This is a genomic window from Streptococcus sp. 1055 (assembly GCF_013276815.1).
Classification (GTDB): domain Bacteria; phylum Bacillota; class Bacilli; order Lactobacillales; family Streptococcaceae; genus Streptococcus; species Streptococcus pseudopneumoniae.
Map to the genome: position 1 here is coordinate 1 of NZ_VMLT01000038.1, position 14063 is coordinate 14063.

At 43.4% G+C, this 14063-nt stretch carries 20 protein-coding genes; 9 read left to right on the forward strand and 11 right to left on the reverse strand.

The annotated features are described in order from the left end of the window. Window positions 1-159: 159 nt before the first annotated feature. From HT699_RS03825 to HT699_RS03875, 11 genes are all read right to left on the reverse strand, one after another. Window positions 160-1257, reverse strand: coding sequence for a nucleotidyltransferase (locus HT699_RS03825; RefSeq protein ID WP_166732062.1), 1098 nt, complete (start codon window positions 1255-1257; stop codon window positions 160-162). Window positions 1258-1266: 9 nt separating this feature from the next. After that, on the reverse strand, window positions 1267-2007 hold the full coding sequence (locus HT699_RS03830; RefSeq protein WP_286672817.1) for a class I SAM-dependent methyltransferase: 741 nt from the start codon (window positions 2005-2007) through the stop codon (window positions 1267-1269). Window positions 2008-2116: 109 nt separating this feature from the next. Then, window positions 2117-2470 carry a ribosome silencing factor gene (gene rsfS, locus HT699_RS03835; protein ID WP_001003001.1) on the reverse strand — a complete coding sequence of 118 codons (354 nt, stop codon included), beginning with the start codon at window positions 2468-2470 and terminating at the stop codon, window positions 2117-2119. A gap of 12 nt (window positions 2471-2482) precedes the next feature. Beyond that, on the reverse strand, window positions 2483-2983 hold the full coding sequence (locus HT699_RS03840; RefSeq protein WP_000781356.1) for a cysteine hydrolase family protein: 501 nt from the start codon (window positions 2981-2983) through the stop codon (window positions 2483-2485). Continuing rightward, window positions 2984-3577, reverse strand: coding sequence for a bis(5'-nucleosyl)-tetraphosphatase (symmetrical) YqeK (gene yqeK / locus HT699_RS03845; RefSeq protein ID WP_172934109.1), 594 nt, complete (start codon window positions 3575-3577; stop codon window positions 2984-2986). Next, entirely contained in the window at window positions 3577-4206 is a 630-nt protein-coding gene (locus HT699_RS03850; protein ID WP_000151307.1) for a nicotinate-nucleotide adenylyltransferase, read from the reverse strand. Before HT699_RS03850 ends, yqeK begins: the two co-directional genes overlap by 1 nt. Window positions 4207-4257: 51 nt before the next feature. Beyond that, the gene (yhbY, locus tag HT699_RS03855) at window positions 4258-4569 is read right to left on the reverse strand and encodes a ribosome assembly RNA-binding protein YhbY (RefSeq protein ID WP_000060163.1); all 312 of its coding nucleotides are present in this window, start codon (window positions 4567-4569) and stop codon (window positions 4258-4260) included. A 213-nt stretch (window positions 4570-4782) separates the two neighbouring features. Further along, window positions 4783-5889 (reverse strand): ribosome biogenesis GTPase YqeH, encoded by a 1107-nt coding sequence (yqeH, locus tag HT699_RS03860; RefSeq protein WP_172926027.1) that lies wholly within the window; start codon window positions 5887-5889, stop codon window positions 4783-4785. A gap of 2 nt (window positions 5890-5891) precedes the next feature. Next, window positions 5892-6419 carry a YqeG family HAD IIIA-type phosphatase gene (locus HT699_RS03865; RefSeq protein ID WP_023941083.1) on the reverse strand — a complete coding sequence of 176 codons (528 nt, stop codon included), beginning with the start codon at window positions 6417-6419 and terminating at the stop codon, window positions 5892-5894. Window positions 6420-6433: 14 nt separating this feature from the next. Continuing rightward, window positions 6434-7342 (reverse strand): magnesium transporter CorA family protein, encoded by a 909-nt coding sequence (locus HT699_RS03870; RefSeq protein WP_000242250.1) that lies wholly within the window; start codon window positions 7340-7342, stop codon window positions 6434-6436. A 57-nt stretch (window positions 7343-7399) separates the two neighbouring features. Then, on the reverse strand, window positions 7400-7960 hold the full coding sequence (locus HT699_RS03875) for a mechanosensitive ion channel domain-containing protein (protein ID WP_172921605.1): 561 nt from the start codon (window positions 7958-7960) through the stop codon (window positions 7400-7402). A 138-nt stretch (window positions 7961-8098) separates the two neighbouring features. Here HT699_RS03875 and sstT point away from each other — a divergent pair, with 138 nt between their 5' ends. From sstT to queF, 9 genes are all read left to right on the forward strand, one after another. Further along, window positions 8099-9304, forward strand: a complete 1206-nt coding sequence (gene sstT / locus HT699_RS03880; protein WP_172921604.1) for a serine/threonine transporter SstT — start codon at window positions 8099-8101, stop codon at window positions 9302-9304. 67 nt (window positions 9305-9371) lie between these two features. Next, complete coding sequence (locus HT699_RS03885) at window positions 9372-10340, forward strand: aromatic acid exporter family protein (RefSeq protein WP_023937243.1); 969 nt, start codon at window positions 9372-9374, stop codon at window positions 10338-10340. 126 nt (window positions 10341-10466) lie between these two features. Then, window positions 10467-10847 (forward strand): MarR family transcriptional regulator, encoded by a 381-nt coding sequence (locus HT699_RS03890; protein WP_000221631.1) that lies wholly within the window; start codon window positions 10467-10469, stop codon window positions 10845-10847. A gap of 97 nt (window positions 10848-10944) precedes the next feature. After that, a complete protein-coding gene (locus HT699_RS03895; RefSeq protein WP_000570255.1) occupies window positions 10945-11166 on the forward strand; it encodes a DUF4649 family protein in 222 nt (73 codons plus the stop codon). A 16-nt stretch (window positions 11167-11182) separates the two neighbouring features. Continuing rightward, complete coding sequence (trxA, locus tag HT699_RS03900; RefSeq protein ID WP_001140463.1) at window positions 11183-11497, forward strand: thioredoxin; 315 nt, start codon at window positions 11183-11185, stop codon at window positions 11495-11497. Between the two features lie 201 nt (window positions 11498-11698). Continuing rightward, on the forward strand, window positions 11699-12352 hold the full coding sequence (gene queC, locus HT699_RS03905) for a 7-cyano-7-deazaguanine synthase QueC (RefSeq protein ID WP_138702628.1): 654 nt from the start codon (window positions 11699-11701) through the stop codon (window positions 12350-12352). Next, entirely contained in the window at window positions 12352-12795 is a 444-nt protein-coding gene (gene queD / locus HT699_RS03910; RefSeq protein WP_172921940.1) for a 6-carboxytetrahydropterin synthase QueD, read from the forward strand. Before queC ends, queD begins: the two co-directional genes overlap by 1 nt. Further along, a complete protein-coding gene (gene queE, locus HT699_RS03915; protein WP_023938861.1) occupies window positions 12788-13504 on the forward strand; it encodes a 7-carboxy-7-deazaguanine synthase QueE in 717 nt (238 codons plus the stop codon). Before queD ends, queE begins: the two co-directional genes overlap by 8 nt. An 18-nt stretch (window positions 13505-13522) precedes the next feature. Beyond that, entirely contained in the window at window positions 13523-14014 is a 492-nt protein-coding gene (gene queF / locus HT699_RS03920; RefSeq protein ID WP_023938863.1) for a preQ(1) synthase, read from the forward strand. Window positions 14015-14063 lie beyond the last annotated feature (49 nt).

Consider the following 14063-nt stretch of genomic DNA (forward strand, 5'->3'; position numbering starts at 1 on the left):
AGAACTGACGAAGTCAGCTCAAAACACTGTTTTGAGGTTGCAGATAGAACTGACGAAGTCAGTAACATATATACGGCAAGGCGACGTTGACGCGATTTGAAGAGATTTTCGAAGAGTATTATTCGTAAAAAATCTCAAAAAGCCTACCTTTCGGTAGACTTAGTTTGTTTCTATTCTAATCGGTACTCTTCCAAAATTCTGCTCTGCTATACTTGGATGTCCTAGTTGATAAATCTGGTCTGCCTTTTGGGTCATGGCATCCCAAGGTTCTTTACCAATTCGACTGACTAGATTGACCTGCCCTTTCAAAGACTTAAGGTGTTGTCTGCCTTTTTCAGTAAACCCAAGAACATGAATGGCTTCTGGCAAGTCACTTTCTCTAGCCTGCACCAAGATATAGGTCAAGAGGCGTCTGACACGCGCCTTGGTGTAGCGTTTGGTAGTCACTAACTCGACCAATTCTTCCACAGACTGGGCTGTTTTAATAGCTTCTTTAATGCGCACAGCCATTTCTTGATTGACCTGATAGATGGTGGTTAGGTCGGGATTTGACAAGATTTGATAGCGGAGCAAGGGAAAATAGTCTTCCCAGATCACCTTACTGGCCTGCTCAAAGAGGCCAACAGAAGGCATAAAGCGTTCTAAGAAATCTTGGTCTGACTGATGCTGACGGAGAGCTGTCGCCGAGGCGTAGTCTACATCCTTATCCACAGAATGATAGCCAGCCCCCTGACGCTGAATCGGATGAAGTTTAATATTTCGCCCCGCAACCGCCTTGGCATAGGCCAGAGCAAGAACATGATTGGGCGTATTGCCAGAAAAATCAAGACCAGCAAATTCCTTCCACATGGCTTGGGTTTTCTGGGGATAAGAGAGGGAATCAGGCAGATTTTCCACAAATTTCTCCATCTCAGCACCTTTCTCTGTGTATAAGTCAGCGATTTTCTGATAATCTCGAACTTCCTCTGTCCCAAAAACTAGACTATCAGTGCCCAAGCGATCCAAGATATTCACAGCTCCTTGACCAAAGAAATCAGCTGCCTGAACACTGACTAAAAAGGGCAATTCCACTACCAAGTCTGCGCCATTTTCCAGCGCCATCTGGGTCCTTGTCCACTTATCCACAATAGCAGGCTCTCCACGCTGCATGAAATTCCCTGACATGGCAACAATTTTCAGTCCCTCTGCCTGATCCAGCAGGTATTTATGGCCATTATGAAAAGGATTAAACTCCGCAATAATACCTGTGATGGTCATAGTAATCTCCTACTTCTGCGCCACAAAAAACCAACGAGCGCTAGTTTCTGTTGGCTCCTTGTCCTCAAAGTCCGCATAGAGTTTGAAGGACTTGAAACCAGCCTGTTCCAGCAAAATATCATAGGTCAGAACCTCATAAGTCCGCTCCTCATGCACTTCATCGTGGCGACTAAAGGAACCGTCCGCCTCCTTGATAAAGAAAGTTAGCTCATGGACGATGGAGTGAGGTGCTGCATCCTCATAAGTATCCCAGAGCATGGCAAAATCTTCCGCATTTTCATGGTAGGAATAGCCTGGGAATACTTCATCTGTCTGGTAGGTCGAGTGCACGTCAAAGATGAAAACTCCCTCTTCATTCAGCGCATTGTACACGTCCTTAAAGACGTCCCCTAATTCCACCTCATCCTGCATATAGCAGATAGAGTCCGAATAACACGTGACAAAATCGTATTTCCCTGCCTTGGACAAATCCAGCATATTACCTTCCATAAAATCAATCTTTTGCTTGGCTGAAGCCGCTCTCTTTTCGGCAATTTTCAACATATCTGCGCTCAAGTCCAGTCCAGTCACATCAAAACCAGCCTGAGAGAAGCGCACTGATTGAATTCCTGTCCCACAAGCCAATTCCAAGAGTTTCTTTCTCTCCTTAGTTTTTGGCAAATGACGCAGAGAAAAATCAGTCCATTTGTCGTATAAACTGTCATCCATGACCGCATCATAGACCGCCGCAAAAGTTTCATAAGTTGCCATAATCATGATACCAAGAGCCTACATGGCAAACACCACTCGCCCTTTACCTTTCTATCAATTTTTCTAAAATAAGCAAAGAAACCCAGTTGACTACAACTGAGTTCATCTTCTAAGCAAGAGCTTCTGAAATATCTACTGAATTCGCCTCATGCCATAGCTTCTCTAGATTATAATGGGCACGCATTTCTTCTGAAAAGATATGCACGACAACAGCACCGAGGTCCAGTAAGACCCAGCCTCCAGCTGCATCGCCTTCGACATGGCTACCTTTAAAGCCTGCTTGAGCTACTTTTTCACGGATATTAGCTGCGATAGCGTCCAACTGACGGCTATTCATTGAGCTAGTGATGACAAAGTAGTCCGTCACACTAGTCAAATCTTGTACATCAAGTGCGAGGATATCCTCCGCACGTTTCTCATCAGCCGCTTTCACGACTAGTTCTAGTAATTCTTTTTCGTTCATTTAATCCTCTTTTTAGAAAATATGTTTGTAATCTAGGACATCTGCAAAGCGCTCCTCCCAAATGTCCTCATAAAATTCATTAATCGTTTCTGCCGGAATGTCATCCCCATCAAAGGTTGTGACAGCACCTTCTGGAACAATAAGCTGATAGCCATATTCAAAGGCAACCTTGACAGAGGTATCCACACAATATTCTGTCTGCATACCACATAAAACTAATTTTTCAATTCCCTGTTTATCCAAGTATTCTTTTAAGCCAGTTTCTTTGAAAATACTGTTATACTTCTTCTGAAAGACCTTTTCAGCAGGTTTTCGATTTAAAAGCGCAGATAACTGCCAATCTTCTGATGTTTGAGCTTCAGAGTTCTCAATATGTTGAACATAGATAATTTCAATATTCTTGCTTCTAGCCTGGTTTTGTAAATAAGAAATTTTTTCCAATAGACTTTTTGTCTGGAACCCAGTTTCTACTAAAACATTCTGAACATCAATGATTATAAAAGCCATCTTCATTTAGTTCTCTTTCAAATAGTGCACAAAGGCGTTATAGGTTTCAAGGGTTTGGGGATAGATGGAGAATCCCTGATGAGCTAGATACTCCACGGTACGAGCTGTTTCGTAGGCCACCGCCTTATTGAGCGATAGACTTGCAATCTCACGCGCCACATCTACTCCAGGAAAGGATCGATTGTGCTCGATATAGTCTGCTACATAGACAACCTTATCTAGGTCTGTCATCTGACCAGCACCGACTGTATGGACTTCAATGGCTCGCAGGATTTCTGAATCATGCAAATCCAAATCTTCCTGAATTTTGTAAATTCCGACCATACCATGCCAGACATTATTACCCCAGTTTTTGAGGTCGAAATCTAGCTGATAACGGTCAATCAAGTCTAGAAATTCCTGATCTGACAACTTTTTAGCATAGTCATGAAGAAGACCTGCTAGACTTGCTTTCTCAACATCTACACCAAAGCGCTGAGCTAACTCCATAGCGGCACGCTCCACACCTAGACAATGGGTTAGACGTTTCTCAGGTAGAAGCTCTGCCATTTTTTCCAACAAGGCCTCACGGGAGCAGTTGATATAGTCTTGATAGGACATCAGTAGAGCCCCTCCTTCTCGATGTAGTCTAGCACTGGCTGAGGTAGGAGAAAGTTGGGTTTCCGACCTTGGGCAATGAAGTCCCGCACCATGCTGGACGAGATATCCATGAGCGGTACGTCCACCCAGATAACTGGATAGGAAGTCCCTGCCTTGTAGCGTGGACGCTGAACCCCCACAAACTGAACCATGTCAACCAGTTCATCAATTCGGTACCACTTAGGCAGATAGTCAACCATGTCGGCACCGATGATAAAGTAATAATCCGTATCTGGATTCTTCTCTGTCAAAATCTTCATGGTGTCGTAAGTGTAGGAAATACCCTTGCGCTCCAACTCAATAGTTTCAATGACTAGGCCGTCAATCCCCTCAATTGCCAACTCAAGCATCTTGAGACGATGGTGTTCAGGGATGGTTTCCTTTTTATCAACGTGAGGAGGTTGGTATTCAGGCATGAGCAGAACTTGATCCAGTCCCAACTGTTGCCGTACTTGATCCGCAACAATAAGATGGGCATTGTGAACAGGGTTAAAATTCCCCCCTAAAATCCCAACTTGTTTGCGTTTTTTCTCCTTGATTTCTGGCTCCAACTCTACCTTGGTAAAGGGAGTCAATAGTTCGATTGTCATAGGCTAGTCCCCTTTATTTCTCTATAAAAACAGTTATTTGGAGTTTCGGTCTTAGATTTCTTTGACTTTCTTAGAAATCTTGCGATTTTCTTTCTTGCTGGATTGTTTAAACAAAATCAAGATGCGTCCTATTTTTTGGACTGTATCCACACCGATTTCTTCTTCCAAAATTTCAGCTACTTCGTGGATGTTTTCATCTGTGTTTTGTAAGAGAGTAACCTTGATTAATTCACGCGCATCAAGAGCTTGACGGACGCTGGTTTTGATTTGGTCGTTGAGTCCATTTTTCCCGATTTGGATGATAGGTTTGAGGATGTGTGCCTGGCTGTTGAGGAAGGCACGTTGTTTTGATGTTAATGACATAATTTTCTTCCTTGTTTTTTGATAGTTATTTTAGGTGGTGAGGGACGGTCGGAACTAATTTTCCAAAGATTTCATCTTTGAAAAATGGATTTCCTGACCTCACAATTGAGCCTTGGTCTCAATTGTGCCCCTTGCCAATCTACAGATTGGCAATCACACCACGGCAATAACTATCGCTATATGAGCTCACTTTGTTCGCTCAGCGATTTTGTTTTAAATAATTGCTTTTCGTATGACGACGGCGACGCCTTCTGGTGCCCAGACGGCGACTTTGGCAGTGCCTGTTACACGAATCCAACCTAGGCCTGAGATGACTAGGTCTGTCTTATCCTTGATTGTAAATACATGCTCAATCAGTTTTGGAAAATCTTCTTTTTCCTTACTGTTTGGAGGCGTGAGAAGGGTTCCGACGTGCTTGTCGTAAAATGCACTAGCGCCTTCAAGCTTAGTACGATGCAATTTGAGTTCATTGTCAAAGAAGGCTGTGAAACCTTGCTTTTCACCCGCAATGAAATCAAATCGTCCGAGACCACCTAGAAACAGAGTTTGTTCAGGATTTAGCTGATAGGTTTTAGGTTTGATTTCCTTTTTGGGGCTGACATACTTGAGGTTTTTGGCCGTCAAGTAGTGGGCCATCTGGTAACGATGGATAATCCCCGGTGTATCGTAGATATAAGATCCGTCGTCAAGCGGAATCTCGATTTTATCCAAGGTTGTCCCTGGGAAGCGTGACGTCGTGATGACATTCTGGTCACCCGTGATTTCTTGGATAATGGCATTGATTAAAGTTGATTTTCCAGCGTTGGTTACACCGACCACATAGACATCGCGGCCTTTACGGTAGTGTTCAATTTTGTCAATGACTTCCTTAATGGCATGTTTGTTTTGGGCTGAAGTTAGGACGACATCAACTGGACGAAGTCCTTCTTCGTGGGCACGTTCCATGAGCCACTGGCTAATCTTGCCCTGTTTAACTGACTTGGGCAGGATATCTTTTTTATTCCCGACCAAGAGGACATCATTGCCCGATACAAAGCGTGGCAAGCCTGGAATGACAGAGCCATTAAAGTCAAAGATGTCAATGACATTGACTACCAAGGCATCACTGTCTCCCACCTCGTGCAAAAGCTTGAGGAAATCATCGTCCGTCAACTGGACATCTGTGATTTCATTGTAATGACGGAGACGGAAACAACGTTGGCAATAGACTTCACCTATCTCCAAACCTTTTTCAAGTGCCGACTGGGGGGTAAAACCAAGACCAACCTTATCTGTCGTCTGAATGGTTGCTCCACAACCAATACAGAGAATTTCTTCCATAGTTAAATTCCTTTTTTATATGTAATCGGTCCGTACTTTTTAGTGATTTTTCGCATAACACGACGCTCGCGAGCTCGGTTAATCTGCGTTTTAATCGAGTCATGTTGGACCAAGGGCTTGACCAAGATTGAACGAATGCCTGCACGGTGGGCTGCTCGTATATCTGTCATGAGCTGGTCGCCAACCATGACCACTTCCTTTTTCTCATAGTGAAATTCCTTCATGGCACGGTCAATTCCAAATGTGAAGGGTTTCAGAGCCCAATAAACGTAGTCAATCCCAAATTTCTCAACTGCTCGTTGGACGCGTTTTTTGGTGTTATTTGACACTACGATAATGCGAATGCCCGCGTCCCGAAGGTCATGTAACCATTGCTTCATCTCTGGTGTCCCGTCAGGGTTGTTCCAAGCAATAAGGGTATTGTCCAAATCGACCAAAACAGCCTTGATTCCCTGCGCCTGCAGGCTTGGGACTGTCAGATCATAGACTGCTTCCACAGCAAAATCTGGCATGTAGTTTTCAATCGCCATTCTGGCTCCTTTTCTTAACTTTTTTTCGCAATTTTCCTTAGTAACAAGGATAAAACAATCCATAACCCTGCACTAGCTATACTGATGTAGAGCCAAGCATGGGGCTCATCTGTTAAAGGTAGGGGAACATTCATTCCGAAAAAGCCTGTCACGACTGCCAAAACAGCTAGCAAGACTGAAATGATAGTCAAGGTTGTCAAATTATCATTCAGATTATTGTTTAGAATATTGTTGTAAGAGGCTGAAAGTTGCTGTAAAATCTGAGAGATTAGGTCTGTCATGGATACCAGCTGATGAGCCTCAATCATAGCATCATCAAACTGCTCTCTCTCAATCTCATCAAAACTACGATACAAGGCATGACCTTGAATATGCTCCAACAAAATCCGATTTTGTTTAGCAGCCGCAGTAAGATAAACCATACCCGTCTCCAAGTCGGAAAGGGCAAAAAGATTTTTCTTAGTTGTTCGCTGACGCAAGAGACCATTGACCTCGTCCTTACTCTTATCCATCTGCTCGATGACAGGGTAGTAGGCATTGCTGATGATTTCCAGACTGGCAAAAAGAAACTTGTAGATCGAAAGCGTGTCATGACTCTCCAGATAACGGGTCATTTGTTCAATGACATAGGCGTTCTTGGTATTACTAATGGTAATCAGGCGACGATGCTCCACGATAAAGGTCATGGGAAAAGTCTCATAGTAGGCCTTGTCCTTTTTCACATCTAGGACATTATAGATAAAGGTAACCGTCCCACTTTCACGGTGGTAGTCCATGTGGGCACGCTCATTCCTATCCAGTGCGTACTCAATGGTTTCCTTGTCCAAGCCGTAGATTTCAGAAAGGTCTTCTAGTTTATTCAACTTTCCGAGGTCTAGGTCTATCCAGGTACAACCATTGCCCAACTGCTTTTCTAAAACCATCTTTTCTCCTTTATTAAACTCCCTCTATTGTACCACAAATTACTTAAAATAACAGGTCTAGTCCGTGCGTGAGAAATTGCTAACAACCGTGATATTTCGGTTCGGAACAAAGTGAAGAGCTTGCTCCTCGCTACGAAGCTGTGTCGTACGAATTCCCACACTGACAACCTTACCCGATACAGTAATGGGGCCATTGGTCAGAACAACCTCATCTCCCACATCCAGTTGACGTTCAAAAAGGATGAAAAAGCCATTGATGACATCAGACAGAAAACCTTGGGCTCCCATCCCAATCGCCACCCCAGCGATTCCAGCCCCAGCCAGCAAGCTAGATACAGGTAAGCCTAAAATCGATAAAATACAGTAGAGTAAAAAGAAATATGACGTATAATTAAACACATTTTCTAACAAACGTGAGATGGTTTTCTGGCGCCCGACATCATGATGAGACATTTTTAGAGAAGGTTTGGCAATTCTCTGCACCATGGTATGAAGCATTTTTTTAGCAATATAAAATACAATCAAAAGCAGTAAAAGAGAAATGATCTTGGTTAGAATATTTTCGATAATGGTTGTCACATCTAGCTTTTCAATATAAGCTTGAATAAATTTTTGCATATAAAACTCCTTTATTTCATTATACCATATTTTCATCAGTCTCATTATCCATAAATATTCAAAAAATAGACAGAAAATTCTTGATTTTGTCTATCGTTTATACTATAATCATAATCACTACACAGAAAGGAGATTATTATGAAAAGAATCATTCATGCTTGGAACAAGGCAAGCCTTGTCAAGCGTATCTTGATTGGTATGCTTTGTGGGGGAATTCTAGGACTGACCCTTCCTAATCTCTCAGAAATTGGGCTACTCGGGGATTTATTCGTTGGAGGTCTAAAAGCTGTTGCTCCTATCCTAGTCTTTGCTCTCGTTGCTAATGCCCTTTCCCAACATCAAAAGGGACAAGATAGCAATATGAAAACTGTTGTTTTCTTGTATATCCTAGGAACTTTTGCCGCTGCTCTTGTAGCTGTACTAGCAAGTTTCATCGTCCCTATTGAAATCACCCTAAATAGTGCTAATACCGATATTGCTCCACCAGATGGGATTGGACAGGTCCTCAGCAACCTCTTGCTCAAACCGGTTGACAATCCAGTCAACGCCCTGCTTACTGCTAACTATATTGGAATCTTATCTTGGGCAGTCATTTTTGGAATTGCTATGAGAGAGGCCAGCAAAAATAGTAAAGAATTACTAAAAACTATCGCTGACGTGACTTCTAAAATTGTCGAATGGATCATCAATCTGGCTCCATTTGGAATCCTTGGTCTTGTTTTTAAAACCATTTCTGACAAGGGAATCGGAAGCCTTGCCAACTACGGTATTTTATTGGTTCTATTAGTAACGACTATGCTTTTTGTTGCCCTTGTGGTCAACCCTTTGATTGCCTTCTTCTTTATGAGACGCAACCCTTACCCTCTAGTTTGGAACTGCCTCCGTGTCAGCGGTGTGACAGCCTTCTTCACTCGTAGTTCTGCGGCTAACATTCCTGTCAACATGAAACTCTGCCATGACCTTGGACTCAACCCAGATACCTATTCTGTTTCTATCCCACTTGGCTCTACTATCAACATGGCTGGAGCAGCGATTACCATTAACGTTTTGACCCTTGCTGCGGTAAATACTCTTGGAATCCCTGTTGACTTTGCCACAGCCTTTGTCCTCAGTGTGGTAGCAGCTATCTCAGCCTGCGGTGCTTCTGGTATTGCGGGAGGTTCCCTCCTTCTTATCCCAGTTGCTTGTAGCCTTTTCGGTATTTCTAACGATATTGCCATGCAAGTTGTTGGGGTTGGATTTGTGATTGGGGTCATCCAAGACTCATGTGAAACAGCCCTTAACTCTTCTACAGACGTCCTCTTTACTGCCGTTGCCGAATACACAGCAGCCCGTAAAAAATAACTCATAAAGGCAAGCCTGCTCAGGTCTTGTCTTTTACGCTTTTATTCTAACTTATTAGGAAACTCTTATGTCTATTAGCCAACGTACGACCAAGCTCATCTTAGCTACCTGTCTTGCCTGTTTTCTTGCTTATTTTCTCAATCTTTCCTCAGCAATTTCGGCTGGAATTATCGCTCTCTTGAGCCTATCTGATACGCGTAGAAGTACTTTAAAACTGGCTCGCAATCGCCTCTTTTCCATGCTCCTAGCTCTGGCTATCGGTGTTCTAGCTTTTCACTTGAGCGGATTTCATATCTGGAGCCTTGGTCTCTATCTTGCCTTCTATGTGCCTCTAGCTTACAAGATGGGCTGGGAAATTGGCATCACACCAAGCACTGTTTTGGTTAGCCATCTCTTGGTACAAGAGTCAACCTCTCCAGACCTTCTAGTCAATGAATTCTTTCTCTTTGCTATCGGTACAGGATTTGCTTTACTGGTCAATCTCTACATGCCTTCACGAGAAGAGGAAATTCATCACTACCACACATTGGTAGAAGAAAAGTTAAAAGACATCCTCCTACGCTTCAAATATTATTTATCCAGAGGGGATGGACGCAACCGAGCACAGCTGGTGGAAGAATTGGACACCCTTTTGGAAGAAGCCCTCAGACTGGTCTATTTGGATCACTCAGACCACCTCTTTCACCAGACTGATTACCATATTCACTACTTTGAGATGAGACAGCTACAAAGTCGTATCCTGCGAAATATGGCCCAGCAAATCAACACCTGTCACCTAGCTGCCAGTGAGAGCCTGATTTTGGCTCAACTCTTTTCAAAAATTGCAGGTCAACTGAGCCAGACCAATCCTGCTTCTGATTTGCTAGATGAAATCGAACGCTATCTGGAAGTCTTCCGAAACCGCAGTCTGCCCAAGACAAGAGAAGAATTTGAAACCCGCGCTACCCTTCTTCAACTCCTACGTGAAGCCAAAACCTTCATCCAAGTAAAAGTTGATTTTTACAAAAATATGGACAGTAAAAAAGAAAACCACTAAAAAACAGAACTTGCCAGCATTCTTGAAAAGTAGTATAATTATTGCATGCGCAATCATCTTGTGACGCAGAGACTGCCCGTTAATGGACTTTCTTCTATTTATGACTCTAAAAAGAAAGGAGACACTATGACCTATTTGGAAAAATGGTTTGACTTCAATCGGCGTCAGAAAGAAATTGAAAGTCTCCTGGAAGAGACCATTGCCCAACAGAGCGAGCAAAGTCTGACCTTGAAAGAGTTCTACCTGCTCTACTATCTGGACTTGGCCCAAGAAAAATCTCTACGCCAGATTGACCTGCCAGATAAGCTTCATCTGAGCCCGAGCGCAGTTTCTAGGATGGTGGCTCGCTTGGAAGCTAAAAATTGCGGTCTACTCAGTCGCATGTGCTGCCATCAAGATAGACGCTCTAGTTTTATCTGCCTGACAAGTGATGGGCAAAAAACACTGGCCTCTCTACAAAAGGCTGTCGAAGAAAGCTTGGAAACTGGTTTGGATTTCTTGATTTAAGATGATTTTAGAAAAAAGTTGCGTGCGCAATCATTTTTATTGACATTCTCTTTTACAAGGAGTAAAATAAAGTCAAGATTAAACAAAGGAGTTTTATATGATCGAAATTACTTATCTAGACGCCAGTAAGAACGAAAGAACTGTGACTTTCGAATCCTATGAAGACTTTGATCGTTCACAACAAGCTTGCCTTATCGGCGTCGCAGACTACTACCCTGTCCAAAAATTAACCTATAACGGTCATGATTTGGACTACCATGGAACTTATGGAGATATCTTCTTCTATCTCAAGAAACAAGATTTAAGCCAATATAACTAAAAAAAGGAGAAATACAATGGCAAAAACAATTACAGATGCAACATTCGAACAAGAAACAAAAGACGGTTTGGTCTTGGTAGACTTTTGGGCAACTTGGTGTGGTCCATGTCGTATGCAAGGTCCAATCTTGGACAAATTGTCTGAAGAACTTTCAGAAGATGTTTTGAAAATCGTTAAAATGGACGTTGATGAAAATCCAAACACAGCTCGTGCCTTTGGAATCATGTCTATCCCAACTCTTCTCTTCAAAAAAGACGGCCAAGTGGTGAAACAAGTTGCTGGTGTTCACACAGCAGACCAAATCAAGGCCATCGTTGCTGAATTGAGCTAATCAACTGAGAGACCAAGTACTTGCTTTGGTCTCTTTTTTCTTGCCCTTTGCCATTTTTCAAAAAATATGCTAGACTATAGGTAGAATATTACGATGTTTGGGACATGCCATCGCTAAAAAAAACCTCGATTTGGTATTTTTTAGCTCCCTCAAGGGAGCTTTTTGCGTGCTCTGAACATTCCCCATTTTGGAAGGAGTACTATGAAACGTCAATCAGCCTTGGTCGTCTTTAGTGGCGGTCAAGATTCTACAACCTGCCTCTTTTGGGCTAAAGAACACTATGAAACAGTCGAAGCTGTCACCTTTGCCTACGGTCAACGTCATCATCTCGAAATTCAAGTTGCCCAAGAAATCGCTGAGGAACAAGGAATTCGTCATCACATCTTAGATATGTCTCTGCTGGGACAAATCACTGAAAATGCCTTGACCTCCGATCTGGAAATCGAGCAAAAAGAGGGGGAGGTTCCCAATACCTTTGTTGATGGTCGCAACCACCTCTTTCTATCCTTTGCGGCAGTCCTTGCCAAGCAACGAGGCATTAAAGATATCGTGACAGGTGTCTGCGAGACAGACTTCTCAGGCTACCCCGATTGTCGAGATGTCTTTGTCAAATCCCTTAATGTTACCCTCAACCTTGCCATGGATTACGACTTCGTTATCCAAACACCTCTCATGTGGCTAGACAAGGCTGAAACTTGGGAGTTAGCTGACCAACTCGGTGCCTTTGACTATGTTCGTGAAAAGACCTTAACCTGCTACAACGGGATTATCGGACGTGGTTGTGGAGATTGCCCAGCCTGCCACCTACGTCAACATGGGTTAAATGTTTATCTCTCACAGAAAGGAGAAGCCTAATGTTTTTTGCACCCAAAGAAATCAAACAGGAAACCGGGGAGTCTCTGGTCTACAACCCTCACAGAACCTTGGTATCAAAAGAGTTTACCTTCGATGCTGCCCACCACCTCTTTCACTATGAGGGAAAATGCAAATCCCTTCATGGTCACACCTATCATCTGCAGATTACTGTCAGTGGATTTTTAGATGAACGTGGCATGACCTACGATTTTGGAGACATCAAAGCAATCTACAAGAACTACTTAGAGCCCCACTTGGATCATCGCTATCTCAATGAAACTCTTCCCTATATGAACACGACTGCTGAAAATATGGTTTACTGGATTTTCCAAACCATGGACCAAGAGTTGCCAGACGAACGTGGTCTCCGTTTGGAATACGTTCGCCTCTATGAGACTCCGACTGCCTTTGCGGAGTTTAGACGGGAGTGGTTAGATGACTAGGGAACGTGTCCTCAAACTACCAGTTCTGGAAATTTTCGGCCCAACCTTTCAAGGCGAAGGCCGTGCAATCGGGCAGAAAACCATGTTTGTCCGCACTGCTGGTTGCGACTATCACTGCGACTGGTGCGATTCTGCCTTTACTTGGGATGGCTCTGAAAAGCCAACTCGTATGACAGCTGACGAGGTCATTGCTGCCTTGGATAAATTGGGGAGCTATGACTATGTAACCCTATCTGGGGGAAATCCTGCTATCCTAGCAGCCAACATGGCTGAACTCGTCACCAAACTCAAGGAACGTGGTGTCACTCTGGCTGTTGAGACCCAAGGCTCCCGCTGGCAAAATTGGTTAAAAGACATCGACCAGGTCACCCTCAGTCCCAAACCTCCTTCATCCAAGATGGAAGTCAACTTTGAGACCTTGGACTTTATCGTTTCCCAACTGGATCCAGACAAGGTCACCTTTAAAATCCCTGTCTTTGATGATGCAGATTTGGCCTTTGCCCGAGGCATACAAGAGCGCTACCAACCAGATGTTCTCTTCTTATCAGCAGGAAATCCTGAGCCCAAGGCCACAGGCAATATTGTCCAAGACCAACTAGACCGACTCAAAGAACTTTGGGAACGCATCGCCGCTGATGATAGCTGGGGCAATGTCCGCGTCCTTCCTCAACTGCATACCCTCCTCTACGATAACCAACGTGGAGTTTAAGATTAGAAAGAAAAAATCATGTCACAACAAGAAGAAATGAAAAACCTAAGCCTACTGGGCAACAAAGAAACCAACTACATTTTCGAATATCAACCAGAAATCCTCGAATCCTTTGACAATCGTCATGTGGAAAATGACTATTTCATCAAATTTAACTGTCCTGAATTTACCTCACTTTGCCCAATCACTGCTCAGCCAGACTTTGCAACTATCTATATTTCCTACATTCCTGACAAGCTCTGTGTTGAGTCAAAATCCCTCAAACTCTACCTCTTTAGCTACCGAAACCACGGAGATTTCCACGAAAACTGTATCAACACCATCGGGAAAGACTTGGTCAACTTGCTAGACCCTCGCTATTTGGAGGTTTGGGGAAAATTCACTCCACGCGGTGGCATCTCAATTGACCCCTACTACAATTACGGTAAGCCAGGAACTAAGTATGAAGGCTTGGCAGAACAACGCCTCTTCCAACACGACCTTTATCCAGAGAAAATTGACAACCGCTAAACTCATACTCAATGAAAATCAAAAAGCAAACTAGGAAGCTAGCCGCAGG